This window comes from Streptomyces paradoxus (assembly GCF_014202475.1).
Classification (GTDB): domain Bacteria; phylum Actinomycetota; class Actinomycetes; order Streptomycetales; family Streptomycetaceae; genus Streptomyces; species Streptomyces paradoxus.
The window spans coordinates 661711-682211 of record NZ_JACHGV010000001.1; the positions used below are offsets into that span (position 1 = coordinate 661711).

At 73.4% G+C, this 20501-nt stretch carries 19 protein-coding genes; 3 read left to right on the forward strand and 16 right to left on the reverse strand.

Annotated elements, in window-relative coordinates:
* The 6 genes from HNR57_RS02995 to HNR57_RS03020 form a co-directional block, all read right to left on the reverse strand.
* The gene (locus HNR57_RS02995; protein WP_184555413.1) at positions 1-774 is read right to left on the reverse strand and encodes a GvpL/GvpF family gas vesicle protein; all 774 of its coding nucleotides are present in this window, start codon (positions 772-774) and stop codon (positions 1-3) included.
* On the reverse strand, positions 771-1196 hold the full coding sequence (locus HNR57_RS03000; protein ID WP_184555415.1) for a gas vesicle structural protein GvpA: 426 nt from the start codon (positions 1194-1196) through the stop codon (positions 771-773). Before HNR57_RS03000 ends, HNR57_RS02995 begins: the two co-directional genes overlap by 4 nt.
* 46 nt (positions 1197-1242) lie before the next feature.
* Complete coding sequence (locus HNR57_RS03005) at positions 1243-1611, reverse strand: gas vesicle protein GvpO (protein ID WP_184555417.1); 369 nt, start codon at positions 1609-1611, stop codon at positions 1243-1245.
* Between the two features lie 93 nt (positions 1612-1704).
* Complete coding sequence (gene ligD, locus HNR57_RS03010) at positions 1705-2634, reverse strand: non-homologous end-joining DNA ligase (protein ID WP_184555419.1); 930 nt, start codon at positions 2632-2634, stop codon at positions 1705-1707.
* A complete protein-coding gene (locus tag HNR57_RS03015) occupies positions 2631-4478 on the reverse strand; it encodes a transketolase (RefSeq protein ID WP_184555421.1) in 1848 nt (615 codons plus the stop codon). Before HNR57_RS03015 ends, ligD begins: the two co-directional genes overlap by 4 nt.
* The gene (locus tag HNR57_RS03020) at positions 4475-6370 is read right to left on the reverse strand and encodes an NAD(P)/FAD-dependent oxidoreductase (protein WP_184555423.1); all 1896 of its coding nucleotides are present in this window, start codon (positions 6368-6370) and stop codon (positions 4475-4477) included. The genes HNR57_RS03015 and HNR57_RS03020 overlap by 4 nt, the downstream gene beginning before the upstream one ends.
* Before the next feature lie 172 nt (positions 6371-6542).
* On the opposite strand from HNR57_RS03020, the gene HNR57_RS03025 reads away from it, so the two are divergent.
* Together HNR57_RS03025 and HNR57_RS03030 are read left to right on the forward strand one after the other, a co-directional pair.
* Positions 6543-7505: an LLM class F420-dependent oxidoreductase gene (locus tag HNR57_RS03025; protein WP_184555425.1), complete on the forward strand. Its 963-nt coding sequence runs from the start codon at positions 6543-6545 to the stop codon at positions 7503-7505.
* A gap of 99 nt (positions 7506-7604) precedes the next feature.
* Complete coding sequence (locus tag HNR57_RS03030) at positions 7605-7937, forward strand: hypothetical protein (RefSeq protein WP_184556556.1); 333 nt, start codon at positions 7605-7607, stop codon at positions 7935-7937.
* Positions 7938-8029: 92 nt separating this feature from the next.
* On the opposite strand, the gene HNR57_RS03035 is transcribed toward HNR57_RS03030, so the two are convergent.
* Positions 8030-9061, reverse strand: a complete 1032-nt coding sequence (locus HNR57_RS03035; protein ID WP_184555427.1) for an SDR family oxidoreductase — start codon at positions 9059-9061, stop codon at positions 8030-8032.
* 6 nt (positions 9062-9067) lie between these two features.
* Positions 9068-9547, reverse strand: a complete 480-nt coding sequence (locus HNR57_RS03040) for a phage holin family protein (RefSeq protein ID WP_184555430.1) — start codon at positions 9545-9547, stop codon at positions 9068-9070.
* 48 nt (positions 9548-9595) lie between these two features.
* Between HNR57_RS03040 and HNR57_RS03045 the strand changes: the two genes are divergently transcribed.
* A complete protein-coding gene (locus HNR57_RS03045) occupies positions 9596-9943 on the forward strand; it encodes a VOC family protein (RefSeq protein ID WP_107453794.1) in 348 nt (115 codons plus the stop codon).
* 13 nt (positions 9944-9956) lie between these two features.
* On the opposite strand, the gene HNR57_RS03050 is transcribed toward HNR57_RS03045, so the two are convergent.
* The 8 genes from HNR57_RS03050 to HNR57_RS03085 form a co-directional block, all read right to left on the reverse strand.
* Positions 9957-10517, reverse strand: coding sequence for a GNAT family N-acetyltransferase (locus tag HNR57_RS03050; protein ID WP_184555432.1), 561 nt, complete (start codon positions 10515-10517; stop codon positions 9957-9959).
* A 221-nt stretch (positions 10518-10738) separates the two neighbouring features.
* On the reverse strand, positions 10739-11671 hold the full coding sequence (locus tag HNR57_RS39375) for a S66 peptidase family protein (RefSeq protein ID WP_184555434.1): 933 nt from the start codon (positions 11669-11671) through the stop codon (positions 10739-10741).
* Positions 11668-13632 carry a prolyl oligopeptidase family serine peptidase gene (locus HNR57_RS39380; RefSeq protein WP_184555436.1) on the reverse strand — a complete coding sequence of 655 codons (1965 nt, stop codon included), beginning with the start codon at positions 13630-13632 and terminating at the stop codon, positions 11668-11670. Before HNR57_RS39380 ends, HNR57_RS39375 begins: the two co-directional genes overlap by 4 nt.
* Before the next feature lie 4 nt (positions 13633-13636).
* Positions 13637-14950 (reverse strand): M20/M25/M40 family metallo-hydrolase, encoded by a 1314-nt coding sequence (locus HNR57_RS03065; protein WP_184555438.1) that lies wholly within the window; start codon positions 14948-14950, stop codon positions 13637-13639.
* Positions 14943-15776, reverse strand: coding sequence for a M55 family metallopeptidase (locus HNR57_RS03070; protein ID WP_184555440.1), 834 nt, complete (start codon positions 15774-15776; stop codon positions 14943-14945). Before HNR57_RS03070 ends, HNR57_RS03065 begins: the two co-directional genes overlap by 8 nt.
* Before the next feature lie 74 nt (positions 15777-15850).
* Positions 15851-16942 (reverse strand): SGNH/GDSL hydrolase family protein, encoded by a 1092-nt coding sequence (locus HNR57_RS03075; RefSeq protein WP_184555443.1) that lies wholly within the window; start codon positions 16940-16942, stop codon positions 15851-15853.
* A 152-nt stretch (positions 16943-17094) separates the two neighbouring features.
* Complete coding sequence (locus HNR57_RS03080; protein ID WP_184555446.1) at positions 17095-17820, reverse strand: class I SAM-dependent methyltransferase; 726 nt, start codon at positions 17818-17820, stop codon at positions 17095-17097.
* 122 nt (positions 17821-17942) lie between these two features.
* Positions 17943-20360, reverse strand: a complete 2418-nt coding sequence (locus tag HNR57_RS03085; protein WP_184555449.1) for an ATP-binding SpoIIE family protein phosphatase — start codon at positions 20358-20360, stop codon at positions 17943-17945.
* Between the last annotated feature and the right edge of the window lie 141 nt (positions 20361-20501).

Consider the following 20501-nt stretch of genomic DNA (forward strand, 5'->3'; position numbering starts at 1 on the left):
TCACCCCGCTCCGGTGTCCGTTCCGCTCGCCACGGTGCCCGCGGGCTCGGCCGGGCCGGGCTCGACGAAGCTGTACGGCGGCAGCGGACCGTTGACCCGCACCTCCAGGTGCGGCATGTCCTTGCGGACCTGCTCGACCACGGCCAGGAACGACTCGGCCGAGTCCCGGTCCACCAGGAACGACACATTGGCCAGCCAGCCGGTGGACTCCGGGCCTACGCTCACGTCGTCGGCGGCCGACTCCAGGGCGCGCTGCACGGCGGCGCCGTCGTCGGCCTCCTTGGCCTTGACCGCGGCCGCGACCATCTCGCCGAGACGGATCTTGTCGTCGTAACTGCCGCCGCCCGCCTGCCGGTTGGCTTCCGCCAGACCGCGGATGTCGGAGTTCTCGGCCATCACCTGGTGCAGGACGGCCTCTTCGACGTGGTTGGCCTTGACGTTGTACTCGACCCGGTTGTCCAGGGCCCGCAGCCGCTCCTTGTAGTGCTCGGCGCGCTCGGCGAGCACCCCGGTGATGGAGGTGTCGTCCGGGGCGACGCTGCCGAACCGCATGGGCAGCACACAGCCGGCCGCACCCGCCTCGCTGAGCACGTTCTGGTGGGCGAGCAGCTCCTTGCGCTTGGGCCGCAGCCCGTCGGGCGCCTCGCTGACGACGGCCGCCAGGTCACCCTCGCGCAGGATGCGCACCGGGCGGGGCGGGTCACCGACACCGCTCATGCCCTCGGGGAGGCCTGGGTGCGAACTCGCCGCGATGCCGTAGACGTAAGTGCTCACTCCTGCTCCTCCTTACGGCGGGACGACGTGCTCTTGCGGGCTCGCGGACGCGACTCGGTCTCGCCCTCGCTCCGGGCCTGCTTGAAGGCGTCGGAGATGGTCTCGGCGGCGCCGGACAGAGCCCCCTTGGACTTGCCGCGGGCTCCGGACTCGGTGATCTCCCCGACCAGGTCGGGCAGACCCGGGTCCTTGCGCGGCCCGGCCTCCAGATCGAGCCGGTTGCACGCCTCGGCGAAGCGCAGATAGGTGTCGACGCTGGCGACGACGACGCGTACGTCGATCTTGAGGATCTCGATGCCGACCAGGGAGACTCGCACGAATGCGTCGATGACGAGCCCCCTGTCCAGGACGAGCTCAAGCACGTCGTAGAGACCGCTGCTGCCGCCTCCGCCGCCGGACTGCTGTGCCGGTACGACTGTCATGCCGGGTGTTCCTCCTCGTGTGTGGGTGCGGGTCCGGTCAGAGGGCCTAGCGGCCGCCCCTGCGCGCGTCGGACCGACCGCGTTCATAGCGGCGGACGCGCCGGTAACCGGTGAGCTGTCCGTCGGGGTCGAGCTCCACCTGGTAGCTCGCCATCAGGCTCATCGTGTCGGGCACGCGCTCGAGTTCGAGGACCTCGACCTCCAGCGCCCAGCCCTCCTCGGTCTGCTCGAACGACGACACGGACTCGGCTTCCATGCCGGTGAGCTCCGCGAGCTGGCCGCGCGCCTGGCGCAGCACCTCCATCGGGCTCGGCCGGCTCTTGGCCGACTGGGTGTCGTGCGTCTTGCTCGTATTCCGGGAGTTCGGGGACTCCTGTGAATCCTGTGACTCTTGCGTGTTTTTTGTGTTCGACATGGCCACCTCCCCCTCCGTGTGGCCGCAAGAGTGTTCGCCAAACCTCTCCAGGCGCATGCATCTGCCACCCGTCCGGCCGGCGGCGGGGGTGCCTCAGTCGCGCAGGGCGTTCAGCCGCCGCCGGGCCGGTCCCAGCGCCCGGCCGCGGTTCAGCAGGCCTGACCAGGGGTTGGTCCGGGCCTGCTCGACGGCGTCGGCGATGGTCCAGCGGCGGGCGTGCAGCTCCGGGTCGTCCAGCTGGTCCCAGGTGATGGGGGTGGCCACCGGGGCGCCCGGGCGGGGGCGGACCGTGTAGGGCGCGACGGCGGTCTGGGCGTAGGCGTTGCGCTGGATGTCGAGGTAGAGCCGCTCACCGCGTTCCTTCTTGCGGGCGGCGGTGGTGAGCCGGTCGGGGTGGGCGCCCGCGAGGGTGTCGGCGACGTCCCGGGCGAAGGCGCGCACCTCGTCGAAGTCGTGCCGGCCGTTCAGCGGCACGATCACGTGCAGCCCGCGCGAGCCGGTGGTCATCAGCGCCGAGGGCAGGTCGAGCTCGTCGAGCAGTTCCCCGAGCAGCGTGGCAGCCTCGCGCACGGCCTCGAAGTCGTCCCCCGACGGGTCGAGGTCGAACACCAGCCGGTCGGGGTGGTCGACGCTGTCGGCGCGGGACAGCCAGCGGTGCAGGGTGATGCTCGCCTGGTCGGCCAGGTAGAGGAGGGTCGCGGTGTCGTCACAGACGGCGTGGCGGACGGTGCCGCCCTCCTTGGTCACCTCGACACGGGGGATCCACTCGGGGTAGTGGTCCGGGGTGTTCTTCTGCATGAACGTCGGGCCGTCGATGCCGTCGGGGTGCCGCTCCAGCATCAGCGGCCGGCCGCGCAGGTGCGGCAGCATGAAGGGCGCGACGGCCCGGTGGTAGTCCACGAGGTCGCCCTTGGTGTACTCCTTGGCGTCGCCGCCGCCGGGGAAGAGCACCTTGTCCGGCCGGTGCACCTCCACCGTGCGGCGGCCCGCCCGCACCCTGCGTGTGCCGTCGCCGCCGCTCACCGCACGACCGCCTCCTCGACCAGCAGCCGTCCGGCCGCCGCGACGGACTCCGCGTCGATACCCGCGGCGCGCAGCTGCTCCTCCGGGGAGGCCGAGCCCGGCATGCTCCGTACGCCGAGCCGTACCAGGCGCGGTACGGGGCGCCCGTCGGTGAAGGCGTCGAGGACCGCGTCCCCGATGCCGCCCTCGGGGTGGTGGTCCTCCACGGTCACCAGGCAGCCGGTCTCCTCGGCGGCCCGGCGCAGGGTGGCCCGGTCGACGGGCTTCACGGAGTACAGGTCGATCACCCGCACCGCGATGCCCTCCTGCTCCAGGGCCTCGGCGGCGGCCAGCGCCTCGTGCACGGTGACGCCCGCAGCCACGAGGGTCAGCCGGTCCTCGCCGGAGGAGCGCAGCACCTTGCTGCCGCCGACCGGGAACTCCTCGTCGGGGGCGTAGATCACCGGGCTCTCGCCGCGCGAGGTGCGCAGGTAGCGGACGCCCTCCAGGCCGGCCATCGCGCCGACGAGCCGTGCGGTCTGGTTGGCGTCGCACGGGTACAGCACGGTCGAGCCGTGCACCGCCCGCATCATCGCCAGGTCCTCCAGCCCCATCTGGCTGGGCCCGTCCTGGCCGATGGCGACGCCCGCGTGCGAGCCGACGAGGTTGATGCCGGAGCCGCTGATCGACGCCATCCTGATGAAGTCGTACGCGCGGGTCAGGAAGGCCGCGAAGGTGGCGGCGTACGGCACCCAGCCGCGGGACGCGAGCCCGACCGCCGAGGCGACGAGCTGCTGCTCGGCGATGTAGCACTCGAAGTAGCGGTCGGGGTGCTCCTTGGCGAAGAACTCGGCGCGGGTGGAGTCGCCGACCTCGCCGTCCAGGGCGACGATGTCGCCGCGGCCGGTGCCGAGGGCGGTGAGCGCCTCACCGAAGGCGTTGCGGGTGGCGACCTCCTCACCCTTGTCCCACCTCGGGAGTTCGAAGTCGCCGGTGTGGACGGAGTGCAGCATGCGGGCGGCGGGCGGTTCCTGGACCCGGACGCGGAGGTCGCGGGGGCCGCCGAGGGCGGTGATGGCCTCCTCGGCCTCCGGCAGCGGCTTGCCGTGCAGGCCCTCGCGGTCCTGGACGCCCTCGACGCCCTTGCCCTTGAGGGTGCGGGCGAGGATCGCGGTGGGCTGGCCCTTGGTGGACGCGGCCTCGCCGTAGGCCCGGTCGACGGCGTCCACGTCGTGGCCGTCGACCTCGATGGTGTGCCAGTCGAAGGCCTGGAAGCGGCGGGCGTAGGCGTCCAGGTCGTGGCCGTGCCGGGTGGGGCCGCGCTGGCCGAGCCGGTTGACGTCGACGATCACGGTGAGGTTGTCGAGGTGCTCGTACCCGGCGTGCTCGGCGGCCTCCCAGACGGATCCCTCGGCCAGCTCGCTGTCGCCGCACAGCACCCACGTGCGGTAGCCGGTGCGGTCCAGCCGCTTGCCGGCCAGCGCGATGCCGACCCCGACCGGCAGGCCCTGCCCGAGCGAGCCGGTGGCCGTCTCGACCCACGGCAGGCGCTGCGGGGTGGGGTGCCCTTCGAGGCGGCTGCCGAGCTTGCGGAAGGTGAGCAGCTCTTCGTCGTCGATGGCGCCGGCCGCCTTGTACGCGGAGTACAGCAGGGGGGAGGCGTGGCCCTTGGAGAGGACGAAGCGGTCGTTGCCGGGGTGGGCGGGGCGGTCGAAGTCGTAGCGGAGGTGGTGCGCGAAGAGGACAGCCATCAGGTCGGCGGCGGACATCGAGGACGTCGGGTGCCCGGAGCCCGCCGCCGCGGCGGCGCGGACGCTGTCCACCCGCAGCTGCTGTCCGAGGTCGGTGAGTTCACCGGTGTTCATGAGTCTCCTTTCGCGGAGTCGTCCGGGACGTCGGTTCGTTTGACGGGCCCGGGGGCGGCATGCCCAGGGCTCGACGGGCCGGGCGGCGGCGCGGGCACGGGCTGGTTCTTGGCGGGCTCACCGCCGGGCTGGTTCTTCGCGGGTTCACCGCCGGGCTGGTTCTTCGCGGGTTCACCGCCGGGCTGGTTCTTCGCGGGCTCACCGCCGGGCTGATTCTTGGCGGGTTCGCCACCCGGCTGGTTCCCCGCAGGCTCGGCGCCGGGCTGCTTCTCGGTCGGCTCACCACCGGCTTGGTTCCTCGCCGGCCCGTGGGCAGTCTCCGCGGTCGCCGCGGCCGGACGGCCCTTCGCCGTCTCGGACTCCGTTCGCAACTGGCCGTGCCCGGAGCCGGGCGGGCCCGCGGCCGGACGGCCCTTCGCCGTCTCGGCCTCGGACCGCGGCTGCGCGGCCCCGGATCCGGGTCGCACCTGCGTCGTCCCGGATCCGGGCTGCCCCTTCGCGGGCTCATCGGGGGGCCCGTCCGTGTCGGCCGCGAGCGCCGCCCCCGGCCCGGACCGGACGTCCGCCCCCTGCCGTCGCGCGGGTCCGCCCGCCACCCGGGCCACCTCGGGCGACGACGTGTCCAGCGGCACCGACCAGGACCGTACGAGCCCCAACTGCACGGCCTGGCGCGGCAGTACGGCGTCCAGCAGCCAGTCGGCCGCGACCCGGACCCGGTTCCCGGGCATCGCGGCGAGGTGGTAGCCGCGCGTCACCGCACCCGCCGGTACGCCGGACAGGGTCACGCCGAGCGGGTTGGCGGCGGCCTTCGCCCCGCCCAGGTCGACGACGAAACCCAGGTCACGATGGCGGTAGGGCTTGCGCGCCCCGCCGAGACCGAGCGACGCGGCGACGTTCTCCGCCGCGACCTTGCCGTGCCGCCAGGCGTGCTGCGCGGTCATCGGCGTATAGCTCCCCGGGTTCTCCAGATCGGGTACGGCGGCCACGTCACCGCAGGCGAACAGCTCCGGCCGGCCCGGCACCTGAAGGTGCGGGTCGACGAGCAGCCGTCCCTTCTCCATCGGCAGCCCGAGGGACTCGACCAGCGGGTCGGGGCGCACGCCCACGCACCACACCAGCGTCCGGGTCTCGACGAACTCGCCGTCGGTCAGCACGACCCCGTCGTGGGTGGCCTCCTTCACGGAGGTCCCCATCCGTACGTCGACGCCCCGCTGCCGCAGCACCCGGTCGGCGGTCGCGGAGAGCTTCTCGTCCATCTCGGGCAGCACCCGCGGCGCCACGTCCAGCAGCATCCAGCGCGGCCGCATGCCCCGCCGCAGCGGGTGCTTGCGCACCTGCGCGTCGGTGAACATCTGCCCGTGCGCGGCGACCTCCGTGCCCGTGTACCCGGCGCCGACCACCACGAAGGTGCAGCGCGCGGCGCACGCCTTCGGGTCGTCGGAAGAAGCCGCGAGCTCCACCTGCCGGGTCACGTGATCGCGCAGGTACAGCGCCTCGGGCAGCCCCCGGAAGCCGTGCGCGTGCTCGGCGACCCCGGGGATGGGCAGCAGCTTGTTGACGCTGCCCGCGGCCAGCACCAGCCGGTCGTAGGAGAGCGAGCCTTCCTCGCCCTCGGGACCGGTGTAGTGCAGGGTGCCGTCGTCGAGGTCGATCCGGTCGGCCTCCCCCAGCACCAGCCGGACGTCCGGCAGCGAGTCGGAGAGGGAGACCGTGACCCGGCGCGGCTCCAGGATGCCCGCGGCGACCTGGGGCAGCAGGGGCAGGTACAGGAAGTAGTCGGTCGGATTGAGCAGGGTGATGTGGGCCCGGCCCCGGGTGAGCCGGGACAGGGTGCGGGCCGTGCGGTACCCGGCGAAGCCGGCACCGACGATCAGGATGCGGGGTCGACTCACGGTCGCTCGCCTCCGGCGCTGTCGCGTAGCTCGGGAGCCTTCCGCGTCCCCCTGGCCTGGGCACCCAAACGTCGGCCGGGAGCCACCGGCCCCGACGCCGCCGGTTTCCGGCCCCGCGCCCGGGTAACCCGGTTCGGGATACGGACCGCCGACGTCGCGGAGGCACTCCCCCATGGCCGAATACGGTTACTTCCTGTCGTGCGAGCAGTACGGACCCGCCGAGCTGATCGAGCAGGCGCGGATGGCCGAGCAGGCCGGGTTCCAGGCACTGTGGATCTCGGACCACTACCACCCCTGGAACGACGAACAGGGCCAGAGCCCGTTCGTGTGGTCGGTGATCGGCGCGCTGTCGGAGGCGGTGTCCCTGCCGGTCGAGACGGCGGTGACCTGCCCGACCGTGCGCATGCACCCGGCGGTCGTGGCGCAGGCCGCGGCGACCAGCGCGGTGATGACGGACAACCGCTTCCGGCTCGGCGTCGGCTCCGGCGAGGCGCTCAACGAACACATCCTGGGCGACCACTGGCCGCCGGCTCACGTCCGTCTCGACATGCTGGAGGAGGCCATCCAGGTGATGCGCCGGCTGTTCACCGGCGAGGAGGTCAACCACCACGGCCCGCACTACACGGTCGAGAACGCCCGTCTGTACACGATTCCGGAGGAGCCGATCCCGATCGACATCTCCGGCTTCGGCCCCGCCGCGACGCAGCTCGCCTCCCGCGTGGGCGACGGCTACATCACGGTCATGCCGGACGAGGCGATGGTGGAGCAGTACCGCAAGGGCGGAGGCGGCGGAAAGCTCGTCAGCGGCGGCACCAAGGTCTGCTACGACACCGACAAGGACGAGGCCGTCCGGACCGTCCACCGGCTCTGGGCGAACGAGCAGCTGCCGGGCGAGCTCGGCCAGGTGCTGCCCTCCCCCAGGCACTTCGAGCAGGCGCAGCAGCTCGTCACCGAGGACATGGTGCGCGCGAACCGGGTGTGCGGCGACGACGTGGACGAGCACGTGGCGGAGCTGAGGCAGTTCGCCGACGCGGGTTTCGACCGGGTCTACGTGAACCAGATCGGGCCGGACCTGCGCGGCTTCTTCGACTTCTACCGCACCAAGGTGCTGCCGCAGCTCCAGCAGGCCGCCTGACGCACGCCCCGGGAAATCCGGAGACGGCCCCGTACCGGGCCGCCTACAGTCGCCGGCATGTCTGTACGTCTTCGTATGCGTGACGCCCTGCCGGAAGCGATGCGGGCCCGGGACAAGGCCGCGGTGAGTGCCCTGCGCGCCACCCTGGCGACGCTGGACAACGCCGAGGCGGTGCCCTTGGACGAGAGTGCGCCGCGTGCCGCCGCTCTGGAGGCCTCACCGGTCGGTGCCGGTGCCACCGAGGCGGCCCGGCGCGAGCTCAGCGAGCGCGAGACGGTGGATCTCGTGCGTGCGGAGGCCGCCGAACGGCTGGAGGCGGCGGCGCGCTTGACCGCCCCCGCCCACGCGGACCGCGCCGAACGGCTGCGGGCGGAGGCGGCCGTGCTGCTGCGCTTCCTCGACGGCGCCGAGGGCACCGCGCGGAGCGCGTAGCCGACGGCCGGCCACAGGCGGGCGGGGTCAGTCTGCGGGGCTGCCTCGACGAGGGGGCGCGGTAGACACCGCGCGGAGCGCTTGGCGGCCGGTCAGCCGCGGGCGGGCGCGGTCAGTTTGCGGGCCGCGAGGGCGGCGGCCCCGGCGGTGAGGGCCGCGCCCATCCACCCGCGGTTCCGCGACAGCCACTGCTGTGGGCCGGTATCGGTGGACTCGTCGTCGAAGCGCCCGTGCGCGCCGAAGTCCCGTCCGTGCGGGCCGTCCGCCGGTGACCACAGGTTCGCCGGGCCCTCGGGCCGGCCGTCCTCCTGCTGCGCGTCGACGTTGGTGCGGGCCAGGTAGCGTTCCAGCAGCCCGGGGGCGACCGCGTTGGCGAGGAGCGTGGCGGCCGTGGAGCCGCCCACCCAGTACTCCCGGCGCCGCGCGTGCGACGACGCGTGCACGATCGCCCGGGCCGCGACCTCCGGCTGGTAGACGGGCGCGACGGGCCGGGCCCGCCCCGGCATCCGGTTCAGCACCCAGTCGAACTGCGGGGTGTTGAGGCCCGGCAGCTGCACCATCGTCGTCCGCACCCCGCTGCGCGCGTGCAGCAGCTCGCAGCGCAGCGACTCGTTGAACCCCTGGATCGCGTGCTTGGCCCCGCAGTACGCCGACTGCAGCGGGATGCCCCGGTAGGCGAGCGCGGAGCCGACCTGCACGATGGTGCCGCGGTCGCGCGGCAGCATGTGGCGCAGGGCGGCCCGGGTGCCGAACACATAACCCAGGTAGGTCACTTCGGTCACGCGGCGGAACTCGTCCGGGGCGACGTCCGTGAACGGCGCGAACACCCCGGTGAAGGCGTTGTTGACCCAGACGTCGATGTGGCCGTAGGCGTCCACGACCTGCTGGGCGGCGTCGTCGACGGCCTTGGCGTCGGAGACGTCCACGCCGACGACGAGTGCCTCGCCCCCGGCGCGCTCCACCTCGTCCGCCGCGGCGGCGAGTCCCTCACGCCCGCGGGCGAGCAGGGCGACCTTGTCGCCGCGGGCGGCGAAGGCCCGGACCGTGGCCCGTCCGACACCGCCACTGGCTCCGGTCACCACGACCACACGGCCGCGCTGGTGCGATGTTCCTGCCGTGCGCACCCGGCATCACGCCCCGCGGTGGGGTACGTCCGGGTCCTGCGGCGGCCGCGGCGGGACGGGGCCCGGGGTGGCCGCTTCGGCGGGCGGGGCCGGCGGCACGGGCGGGTACGGCATGCCGCCGACCGCCCCGGCCGCGGTCCGCCGGGCGCTGTCCCCGCCCGGTGCCATGCCGGCCGCGTGCTCCGGACCCGGCCGGGACGGCCGGGCCATGCCGCGCAGCACATAGGCCAGGGCGCCCAGGATGACGGCGGTGATCAGCGCGGCGGCCCAGTCGGGCAGGCCGAGCGCGAGGGCCAGTCCCACGGCGAGCGCGAGGGCCGCGCCCGCGTACAGGGCGAGCGCGCCGGACGCGGCGTACAGGGCGGCCTTGCGGCGCTGCTTGCGCGTCTGCTCGCGCAGTTCGTCCCGTACGGTCTCGCGCGCCACCTGTGCCAGCTCGTCGACCAGGTGCTTGTCCAGATGCTCCAGGTGATCCAACGGCTTCATGCCCGGTCGGGTACCCTCGCCCCCCTGCGCGTAACTAGGCTTCGCCGCATGGAGATTCTGGGTGCCACACTGCGCGTCTGCGTCGACGACCTCGAGACCGCGATCCCCTTCTACGAGCGGCTGGCGGGCGGCAGAGCCCAGCGCTTCGAGCGGGGAGGTGTCCAGGTGGCGGCGATCGGCTGCTTCCTGCTGATGAGCGGTCCCCCGGCCGAACTGGAGGTGCTGCGCAAGGTCGCCGCGACGATCGCCGTGACGGACGTCGAGGAGACCCACAAGGTGCTGACCGGACTGGGGGCCCACATCGTCGCGGGCCCGATCGCCTCACCGGCGGGCCGCAATCTGATCGCCCTGCATCCGGACGGGTCGGTCTACGAGTACGTGGACCGCCAGGCGTAGGTGCCGCCGGGGCTCAGCGTGGCCTCGGCGGGTTGATCATCTCGGTGGTGATCGCCCAGCGTTCGTGGTCGCGCCAGGCCCCGTCGACGAAGAGCATCTTCGGCGAGAAGCCCTCCAGGCGGAACCCGCAGCCGCGGGCCAGCGCGATCGACGCGGCGTTCCCCGGCTGGACGTTGATCTCCAGCCGGTGCAGCCGCAGCGGGCCGAACGCGTGACCCACGACGAGGTCCAGTCCCTCGCGCATCAGCCCGCGCCCGGCGGCGTGCGCGAAGGCGCCGTAGCCCAGCGCCCCGGACTGGAAGCCGCCCTCGACGATGTTGTTGATGTTGATGAACCCGGCGATGGCCCCGTCGCTCTTCTCACAGACCAGGAACCCGGCCTTGGACGGGTCCTCGATCAGCCGGCCCGCGTAGGCGGTGTACGCCTGTGCCGTGGTGGGCGGGAAGAGCCACGGGTGGTGCAGGTCCTTGCTCTCCCGGGCGCGGGCGGTGAACTCGGCACCGTCCTCGTAGGTGAAGTGGCGTATGCCCACCCGGGGGCCTTCGGCGAGGTGGCGGGATGCGTGGTGCGGCACCCCGCCACAGTAACCGCGCGGGCTGTCCCTCCCCAGTCGGGGCGTCAGGAGTCGGCGACCGGCAGCCGGAGCACCCCGGTGTCCCGCGGCCCGCTGATCACGGTCACGGCCTTGATCCCCGGTTGCCGAAAGCTCTTGGGGGCGATGTCGTAGAGCTTGGCGAACAGGGCGGGCTTGTCGGCCGCGTCGGCGGAGTTCTGGGTGCGCTCGGAGTGGCCCGCTCAGCTCAGGGCCGGTTCGTCCAGCGTCAACGTGCCCGCCCCGGCGTCCAGTTCGCCCCGGACCCCGAGGGGCATGGTCAGCGCTCCCTCGCCGTGCCCGAACCCGAACTCCTCCACGACGGGTACGCCCAGGCCGCCGAGCCGGTCGGCGAAGACCGCGCGCAGCCCCTCGCGCGGGCCGCACGCCTCCCAGGAGCCGAGCACGATCCCGGCGGCCCCGTCGAGCCAGCCGGCGCGCAGGAGTTGGGTCAGGTACCGGTCCAGGCGGTACGGGCTCTCGCCGACGTCCTCCACCAGCAGCAGCCCGCCGCGCGCCCCGGGGTGGGCGTGCGGGGTGCCGAGGTCGCTCGCGAGCAGGCTCAGGCACCCGCCCAGGGTGACACCCCGGGTGCGGCCCGGGACCAGTGCGGTGCCGCCCGGGGACACGGCCGTCAGGGTCCGTACGGACTCCGGCTCGAAGAGGGTGGCCCGCAGGTGCTCCTGGGCCCGGGCGTTCTTGAGGAAGTCGACGCCGGCGGCGGCGGGCCCGTACAGGGTGACCAGGCCCAGGCGGGTGGCGAAGGCCTGGTGCAGGACGGTGACATCGCTGAACCCGGTGAACACCTTCGGGCCCGCCGCCCGCATCGCCGCCCAGTCGAGCAGGTCGACCATGCGCTGGGCCCCGTACCCGCCCCGGGCGCACAGCACGGCCGCGACGGACGGATCGCACCAGGCGCTCTGGAGGTCGGCGGCCCGCTCCTCGTCGGCCCCGGCCAGGTAGTCCAGCCGTCCGTGGCGTGCGAGCACATGGGGCGCCACCACGGGGTCGAGGTCCCAGCCGCGCAGGATCTCGAGCCCGGCCTGGAGGCGTTCCTCGGGCACGGGCCCGCTGGGCGCGACGACGGCGACACGGGCGCCGGGGGCGAGCCGGGGCGGTCGTACCAGCGGGTTCACTTGGCGAGCTCCAGGGTGGGGACACCGGGCGGATCCAGGCGGAACACCTGGGCGTAGAGGGAGAGTTCGGCCTCGAGGGCGCGCACCATGGTCTCCGCCTTCCGGAAGCCGTGCCCCTCCCCCTCGAAGGCGAGATAGGCGTGCGGCACCCTCCGGCCCTCCAGGCGGGCCAGGAACCGCTCGCACTGGACGGGCGGGCAGATCACGTCGTCGAGGCCCTGGAGCAGCAGGAACGGCACGGTGAGGCGGTCGGCGTGGGCGGCGGGCGAGCGCTCCGCGTACCGGGCGGGCACCTCGTCGAGCGGCCCGATCAGGCCCTCCAGGTACCGCGATTCGAAGTCGTGGGTCTCCCCCGCGCCCCAGCCGGCCAGGTCCAGGATCGGGTACTTGATGGTGCCGCAGGCGTAGACGTCGGTCGTGGTGAGCGAGGCGGCCGCGGTCCAGCCGCCCGCGCTGCCGCCCCGGACGGCGAGCCGGCCGCGGTCGGCGGTGCCCTCGTCGGCGAGGGCCAGGGCGACCGCGGCGCAGTCCTCGACGTCCACCACGCCCCACTGCTCGCGCAGCCGCTCCCGGTACGGGCGGCCGTATCCGGTGGAGCCGCCGTAGTTCACTTCGGCGACGCCGATGCCGCGCGAGGTGAAGTAGGCGATCTCCAGGTCGAGCACGAGCGGGGCCCGGCCGGTGGGCCCGCCGTGCGCCCAGACGACGTAGGGCGGCAGTTCGTCGCCGGGTGCGACGCAGCCGGGGTGGTGCGGCGGGTAGATGTGGGCGTGGATGTCGCGTCCGTCGGGGCCGGTGAAGGTGCGGATCTGCGGCTCGGGGTAGTACGCGGGATCGACGGCGTCGTCGTGCTCGGCTCCGACGACCCGGGCCCGGCCGGTGCGGGCGTCCAGCTCCACGACCTCGTAGGCGCTGCGCGGGCTGGCCCCGACGGCGACGACCCGTTCGCCGTGGGCGGCGAGGGTGGGGGCGAACTCGGTCCAGGGCCCGGCCGCGTCGACGACCTCGCCGGTCTCGGGGTCCAGGACGCCGAGGGCGGTGGCGCCCCGGCCGTGCACGACGGCGATCAGCCCGCTGTCGAGCGGCGTGAACCATCTCGAACCCAGCTTCCACAGCGCGCCGCCGAACTCCTCCTCGCGCGGGCACACCGGCTCCCCGTCGAGGTAGAGGTTCCACCAGCCGGTGCGGTCGCTCGCGTGCAGCAGCCGGCCGTCGCGGGTCCAGTCGGCCTGGGCGATGGCCTCGCCGGGGCCGCCGGCCACGGTCCGGGCGTCGCGCAGGGTGCCGTCGGACGCGACCTCGGCGAGGAGCAGCTCGGTGCCGTCCCAGGGCATGCGCGGATGGTCCCAGGCGAGCCAGGCGGCCCGCCGCCCGTCAGGCGAGAGCTTCGGCCCGGTGACGAACCGGTGCCGTCCGTCGGTGAGTTCGCGGACGGCACCCCGGTCCCGGGCCGCGGACCCGTCCAGCGGTACGGCGGCCAGGACGCGGCGCACGTCTCCGGGCCCGTCACCGGTGAACTCCTCCAGCACGCACCACACTTCGCCCCGTTCGGGCAGCGGCAGCGGCTCCGCCCAGCGCAGGCCCCCGGCCACCGGGGACACGGGGGTGAGCGGGCGGGGTTCACCGCCCGGCTCGCAGCGGTACAGGCGCTGGTCGGCGAAGTTCACGAACACCACCAGCGGTCCGGCCTCACCGGCCAGGGCGGCCCACGGGTGCCCGCCGTACTCGATGACCCGGCTGCGCACGTTCCACGGCGCGGGCAGCAGGCACTCCTCCCGGCCGTCGGCGTGCCGCCGTACCAGGGTGCGCCGGCCGCCTTCGGCGGGGCGCGGCTCGGTCCACCACACCTCGTCGCCGACGAAGCCCACGTACTCCGGGTGCCCGTCGTGCGCGGCTGTCAGGGCCGCGTCGATGGGCGAGGGCCACGCCCCGTAGGCCAGCGTCCGCACCGTCTCCCCCACTCTCCTAGGCCGTCCGCAGGAACCGGTCGAGTACGCGGACACCGAAGTGCAGCGCCTCGACCGGTACCCGTTCGTCGACCCCGTGGAACATGGCCGCGTAGTCGTAACCGTCCGGCAGCTTCAGCGGGGTGAAGCCGTAGCCGGTGATGCCGAGGCGGGAGAACTGCTTGGCGTCGGTGCCGCCGGACATGCAGAACGGCACGACGTGGCCCTCCGGCGCGAACTCCTCGACGGCGGCCCGCATGCCCGCGAACGTCGCCGAGTCCACCGGCGACTGAAGGGCGACCTCACGGTGGTGGAACTCCCAGTCCACGTCCGGCCCGGTGAGCCGGTCGAGGGTGCTGCGGAACTCCTCCTCGCCGCCGGGCATGTACCGGCCGTCCACGTGCGCCACGGCCTCCCCGGGAATGACGTTGATCTTGTAACCGGCGTCCAGCATGGTCGGGTTGGCGCTGTTGCGCAGGGTCGGCTCGACGAGCGCCGCGGCCGGGCCGAGCTTGTCCAGCAGCGCGTCCACGTCGGTGAGGCCGGTCTCGATGCCGTAGATCGCGGCGAGTTCCGTGAGCGCGGCGCGCACGGTCGGGGTGAGCCGCAGCGGCCACTCGTGCGCGCCGATCCGCGCGATCGCGCCCGCGAGGTGGGTGACGGCGTTGTCCCGGTTGACCTTGGAGCCGTGCCCGGCGCGTCCGCGGGCGGTGAGCTTCAGCCAGGCGGTGCCGCGTTCCCCGGCGGCGATCGGGTAGATCTGCCGTCCGCTGCCATCGTGGAAGGTGAAGGCGCCCGACTCGCTGACGCCTTCGGTGCAGCCGTCGAACAGTTCGGGGTGCTCGTCGGCGAGGAACCCGGAGCCGTCCTCGGCGCTGGCCTCCTCGTCCGCGGTGAACGCGACGACGATGTCCCGGCGGGGCCGGACTCCCTGCCGGGCCCAGCCGCGCACGACGGCCAGGATCATCGCGTCCATGTTCTTCATGTCGACGGCCCCGCGTCCCCAGACCACCCCGTCGCGGATCTCCCCGGAGAAGGGGTGCACGCTCCAGTCGGCGGCCGCGGCGGGCACGACGTCCAGATGGCCGTGGAGCAGCAGGGCGTCGGCCGAGGGGTCGGTGCCCTCGATCCGGGCGACGACGTTGGTCCGCCCCTCGGTGCGCTCCAGCAGGACCGGTTCGACGCCGGCCTCGGCGAGCCGTGCGGCGGCGTACTCGGCGGCGGGCCGCTCCCGGCAGTCGCCGCCGCCCCGGTTGGTGGTGTCGATCCTGATGAGGTCGGACGTGAACGTCACGACCTCGTCCAGCGCGGGCGCGTCCACCTGCTCAGCCATACTGCTCCTCCACCGCGGCCGAGACGATCGTGGTGACCGCCTTGAAGGCGCGGATGCCCTCGTACATGGTCTCGCTCGTGCAGGCCACCTTCCGTTCCCCGATCCGGTCCACACCCGGCACGACGGTGGCGGCCAGCGCCAGGTGCTCCGCGTCGAACTCCACGGCCACGGTGAACGGGCCGCCGCGCACGGGTTCGTGACGGACCGCCAGCGCGGCCGCCTCCTTCGCCGCCGCCCGGATCTCGGCCGCGGTCCGAGCGGGTGTACGGCACACCGCCGCGTAGCGCGAGACATGGTCCTTCACCGCGACCTTGAGCGCCTCGGGCGCGTACCCGAGCGCGTCCTCGCAGGCGATGTCGTCCCCGGTGACCAGCACGACCGGCACCCCGTACTCGGCGACGACATGGGCGTTGAGCAGCCCCTCGCTCGCCCGTACGTCGTTCACCCAGACACCCGTGATCTGGTTCGCGAGATAGGTGTGGGCGAGGACGCCCTCCATGCCGGCACCCGCGTGGTAGCCGACGAACGCGATGCCGTCGACGTCGCCGTGCTGCACGCCCTCCACCATGGACAGCGCCTTGTGCCGGCCGGTGAGCAGCTGGGCGCGGTCGTCGAGCTGCTCCAGCAGCAGGTTGCGCATCGACCAGTGCGCCTCGTTGATGATCACCTCGTCGGCGCCGCCGTCGTAAAAGCCCCGTACGGCGGCGTTGACGTCGGAGGTGAACAGTGAGCGGCAGCGCTCCCACTGGGAGGCCCCCGGCACCACGTCTTCGGGCCAGGTGACGCCGGTGGCGCCCTCCATGTCGGCGCTGATGAGGATTCTCATGACGAGCCGTCCGGGGCGGAGATGTTCATGGTTCGTCACGCTACGCGCTGCGGGCGCAACCGGCTACGTGGTGGTCACCAACGGATCGGCAGGTCGGCGAGGAACGCGGTGAGGCGGTCGGCCAGCAGCCGGTGGTCGCGGGCCGAGTAGTGCCAGTGGCAGCCGGTGTGATCCAGGCCGGTGCTGTCGAGGGGCCAGTAGCGGACCCCGCGGTCGCCCGCGGCGGTGCGTTCCCGGACGACGTGCTCGACATGGCCGGCGAACGGGCCCGTGCCCGCGGCCAGGATGGTCGTCGCGGGCCCGTAGCGCCCCCGCAGCTTGACGAGGAAGTCGCTGTAGGCGCTGCGGTAGGCGGCGGCGAGGCTCTCGTCCGTCCACGGCTCGCCCGGGTTGACGGGGGTCGAGAAGTCGTTCGTGCCGAGGTGGACCACCACGAGCCGCGGCCGCCAGGTGCCCGGGTTCCGCCAGACGTCGCCGGGCACGTTCAGCAGCGCACGGTCGTAGAAGGTGCGGTAGTTCACCTCCGGGGAGCCGCCGTTGTAGTTGCGCACCATGCCCTGGCCCGAGTACGCGTTGATCTGGTAGTCGGCGCGCATGCCCCGGGCGGTGAGGGCGCCGTAGCTCACGTCGGCGTTGGTGGTGCGCTTCAGCTGCTCTCCGTCGCAGTCGCGGGAGGTCGAGAGGTTTCCGTAGCCGGCCGTGAGGGAGTCGCCGATGAACTCGATCTGGCGGCTGCGCGCGGCCGGCCGGGCCAGGACGGCACCGCCGGGAGCGGCGACGAAGCCGCCGAAGGCGCTGGTGCTCCACGGGGTGTCGTTGCGCTTGACGAGCCGGACGGTGTGCACGCCGTCGCGCAGGCCGCTCACCCAGTGGGTGGTTCTCCCCGGCGTCACGAGGGTCGCGACGGTGGCTCCGTCGACCTGGACGTCGTAGTCGGCGGCCGGGTCGTCGAGCACGACACCCACCCCGGTGCCCCGCACCCGGCCCTCGAAGTAGACGCCGGGCCAGCTGTACTGGAGCACGTCACCGGCGTCCTTGACCCGTCCCGCGGTGTGCACGCTGTCCCGGACCCCGCGATGGTCCGGCGCGGCGGCGGTCGTGACGGCCGCTGCGCCGACCAGCACCGTCGACACCGCCGAGGCGACCAGCGTCCGTAACCAGGGCATGGCTGTCCTCCGCGGGGGAAACGGGTGCAAGGACGGAGCAGAGTGACCGTACACCGACAAATCCGTCGTCCACCAGACGGCGTCCGGCGTGGCCCGGTACCCGTCCTGCCCGGCCGGCCGGCCGGGCAGCGACCGCCGCCGACCGCTCCGCCTCAGGCCGTACGCCCCGCCACCAGCCAGGTCGAGGGCAGCTCGATGCGGGTGCCGTCGGGCCGGTACTCCGTGGTCTTCAGAGGCAGCCGGCCGCTCGCCAGGACGGTGAGGCCGGCCGAGCGCAGGTACTCGGGCACGGCCTCGTCCGAGACCTCGCCGGGCGCGAGGCCGTGCCGGAACACGGGCGCGAGCTTGGGCGGCGGGCCGCCCGGATCGCCCGCCAGGCCCGCCAGCACCTGCTTGGCGGCGCCCGAGAGCTCCACCAGGCAGGCGCGGCCGCGGTCGCCGACCAGCGTGGCGATGCCGTCGACCAAGGGCTGCCGGTCGTCCGGCTCGCACTGGTGCAGGACGCCCCGCATGTAGACGTTGGTGTCACCGAGCTCCGCGTGCAGGGCCTGGGCCTCGTCCTTCCCGGCGGCGTCCAGCTGCCGGTAGGCGGCCTGTCCCGCCGGATCCGAGCGCCGGGCGTGATCAAGGGCCGCGGCGGACAGGTCGACGCCCAGGACCCGCGGGAAGCGGTCGGCGAGGTAGCGGGTCTGTGTGCCGTTGCCGCAGCCGAGATCCACCAGCGGCAGCGTGGGATCGGTCAGATACGGCTCGAAGAGGGCGAGGTGCGGGCCCACGGTCAGGACCGGTTCCGCGTCCCAGAACACCGCCCCGGGTTCGGCGGACGCCTCACGCCAGAATCCCTCCCAGGCCTCCCGGTACCGACTCGTCACGCTCATGGCCCACTCCCCAGGGGTGCGTACGAATCCCGCCGTACGACGGGCGAGTACGGTGTATCGCGCCCCGGTCCCGGCCACAAGAACGCGGCACGTACCTTCACGTCCCGTGCGCCCTGGGGTGTTCAGCGGCGCGGCAGCGTCAGCTCGAACCAGACCGTCTTGCCGGCCGTGGTCCGGCTGGTCCCCCACTCGCGGGACAGGGTGCTGACGACGCGCAGACCACGCCCGGCCTCGTCGAGCGGGCCCGCGTTGAGCAGCGTCGGCAGCTCGTGGTCGTCGTCGTCCACCTCGCACAGCAGGGTGTCGCCGCGGACCAGGCGCAGTTCGACGGGCCGGGCGTGGGAGTGCCGTACGGCGTTGGTGACGAGTTCGCCGGCCATGAGCTCGGCGGGCGCGACCAGCTTCGCCAGGCCCCACTCGTGCAGTTGTTCGCGGACCGCCGCGCGGGCCCGGCCCACCTCGGCCGGGTCGAGGGCGAGGCGCCATTCGGCCACGTCGTCCGGCTCGATGCCGTTCAGGCGGGCCATCAGCAGGGCCACGTCGTCCTTGCGGCCGCCGCGGGTGTTGAGGGCGCGGATGATGGTGTCGCAGGCGTCGTCCATGGACGCGGCCGGGTGGGCGGCCGACTCGCAGAGCGTCGCGAGGCCCACTCCGATGTCTTCGCCGCGCACCTCGACCAGCCCGTCGGTGCACATCACCAGCCGGTCGCCGGGCTCCACGCGCACGCGTACCGCCTCGAAGGGCACTCCCCCGACGCCGATGGGCGCGCCCGTGGGCAGGTCCAGCAGTTCGCTGCGGCCGTCTCCGGCCCGGACCAGGACGGGCGGGATGTGCCCGGCGTTGGCGAGGTGGAGCTCGCTCGCGATCGGGTCGTAGACGGCGTAGAGGCAGGTCGCGAGGTAGGTGTCGCCGAGGCGCTGGGCGAGGTCGTCGAGGTTGCGCAGCAGCTGGGCGGGCGGCAGGTCGAGCCCGGCCATGGTCTGCACGGCCGTGCGTAACTGGCCCATCATCGCGGCCGAGTTCAGTCCGTGGCCCATGACGTCGCCGACGACGAACGCGGTGCGCCCGCCGTGCAGTTTCACCGCGTCGAACCAGTCGCCGCCGACCCGCCCGAGCAGCGTGCCCGGCAGATAGCGGGTGGCGATGTCACAGCCGGCCATGCGGGGCGGGATGTGCGGCAGCATGCTGTCCTGGAGCGTCTCGGCAACGTTCTCCTGGAAGGTGTACATGCGCGCGTTGTCGAGCACGAGGCCCGCGCGGGCGGCGAGTTCGGCGCCGGTGACGCGGTCCATGTCGTTGAAGACGGGCCGCTCCGGGTGCCGCAGCAGGATCATGAAGCCGAGCACGACGTTGCGGGCCTTGAGGGGCACGACCAGCATGGAGCGGCCCGTGATGAGGGGCCGGATGTCGCGCTTCTCGAACTGCGCGGCGATGGCGTGCCCCATCTCCTCGCTGATGCGCGGCACGAGGACGGGTTCGCCGCTGGTCATGCACTGGAAGAACGGCGTGTGCGCCGGGAACGGCATGGCCTCGCCGACGGGGACGACGTCGTCCCAGCGGCCGGGTTCGTCGGTGTGCTCGACGGCGACCCGGTGCCACATCGTGGTCGTGTCGGGCACGCCGTCCGCGAACTCCTCGCCCGCGACCACCTGTTCGCGCAGGTACGTCCCGGCGACATCGGTGAAGCGGGGCACGACCGCCCTGCTGACCTCGATGATCGTGCGGGACAGGTCGAGGGAGGTGCCGATGCGGCCGCTGACCTCGTTGAGGAACTCCAGGCGCTCACGGACGGCGGCGTATTCGAGGTCCTCGCCCTCGTCCCGCAGTTCCTCCGGCACGGGTTCACCGGCGGCCAGGGCCCGCGCGGCCCGTTCGCGGCGCGCCTTGCGCTCGGCGCGCCGGGCCACGCCCCAGTCGGGAGTGACGGGAACCCGGTCGTTCTGGCTGAACTCCAGAACGGGGTAGCCGAGTTCGAGGATCTGCCCGACGATCCGGGCGCTCTCGCCGACGCTCATGCTGGGCATGATCTCGGGGAGGCGGCGGGCGAGCTCCTCCGCCCCGGGGAAGTCGGTGTGCAGCGCGAAACCGGGCGCGATCCGCTCGAACGTCCCGTCACCCGCCCGCAGCCCGTCCGCGTCGGCGGCCAGTACGAGCAGCCGCTCGGGCCCGGGGCCCACCAGCGGGTAGGCCCACCACAGGACATCGACGCGGCCGTCCCCGGGGGCGCTGAGCCGGGCGCGGCCCGCCGCCGGGTACGAGAGCCCTCCGCCGAGGGAGGATTCGAGGTCGGGGCCGAGACCGTCGAAGGCGTCGTACGAGGTGTCCTGTTCCTCGGGCAGGGCGCCTGAGACGGGGAGCAGGTCGAGGGCGGTACGGCCGATCGCTTCTTCCTTGGGCGTGCCGAACAGGCGCCGTGCGCCGCGGCTCCAGTGGGACACGAGGCCGTCGCGGTCGACCACGACGACGGCCAGGGGGACGCGGCCGGGCTCGGCGGGTTCCGTCGCCGCGCCCTGCTCAGCCCTGTCGGTGCCACGGTCCATGGCCCAGGCCCTCTCTCCCCGCCCACGCAAGATCTGTGCCGCGTCACCACCGTACGGCGCCCGCCGGTGGCGATGTGAGGCAATGCGGGAATTGCCCACGCGGGGTGCGCACCGGCGTACGACCCCGTGCGCCGGTGCTGT

Excerpts from the sequence above, each read along its gene's own strand:
- HNR57_RS03000 (WP_184555415.1), bottom strand. The coding sequence starts at position 1,196 with ATGACAGTCGTACCGGCACAGCAGTCCGGCGGCGGAGGCGGCAGCAGC.
- HNR57_RS03005 (WP_184555417.1), bottom strand. The coding sequence starts at position 1,611 with ATGTCGAACACAAAAAACACGCAAGAGTCACAGGATTCACAGGAGTCC.
- HNR57_RS03015 (WP_184555421.1), bottom strand. The coding sequence starts at position 4,478 with ATGAACACCGGTGAACTCACCGACCTCGGACAGCAGCTGCGGGTGGAC.
- HNR57_RS03025 (WP_184555425.1), top strand. The coding sequence starts at position 6,543 with ATGGCCGAATACGGTTACTTCCTGTCGTGCGAGCAGTACGGACCCGCC.
- HNR57_RS03030 (WP_184556556.1), top strand. The coding sequence starts at position 7,605 with ATGCGGGCCCGGGACAAGGCCGCGGTGAGTGCCCTGCGCGCCACCCTG.
- HNR57_RS03040 (WP_184555430.1), bottom strand. The coding sequence starts at position 9,547 with ATGAAGCCGTTGGATCACCTGGAGCATCTGGACAAGCACCTGGTCGAC.
- HNR57_RS03045 (WP_107453794.1), top strand. The coding sequence starts at position 9,596 with ATGGAGATTCTGGGTGCCACACTGCGCGTCTGCGTCGACGACCTCGAG.
- HNR57_RS03065 (WP_184555438.1), bottom strand. The coding sequence starts at position 14,950 with ATGGCTGAGCAGGTGGACGCGCCCGCGCTGGACGAGGTCGTGACGTTC.
- HNR57_RS03070 (WP_184555440.1), bottom strand. The coding sequence starts at position 15,776 with ATGAGAATCCTCATCAGCGCCGACATGGAGGGCGCCACCGGCGTCACC.
- HNR57_RS03075 (WP_184555443.1), bottom strand. The coding sequence starts at position 16,942 with ATGCCCTGGTTACGGACGCTGGTCGCCTCGGCGGTGTCGACGGTGCTG.
- HNR57_RS03080 (WP_184555446.1), bottom strand. The coding sequence starts at position 17,820 with ATGAGCGTGACGAGTCGGTACCGGGAGGCCTGGGAGGGATTCTGGCGT.
- HNR57_RS03085 (WP_184555449.1), bottom strand. The coding sequence starts at position 20,360 with ATGGACCGTGGCACCGACAGGGCTGAGCAGGGCGCGGCGACGGAACCC.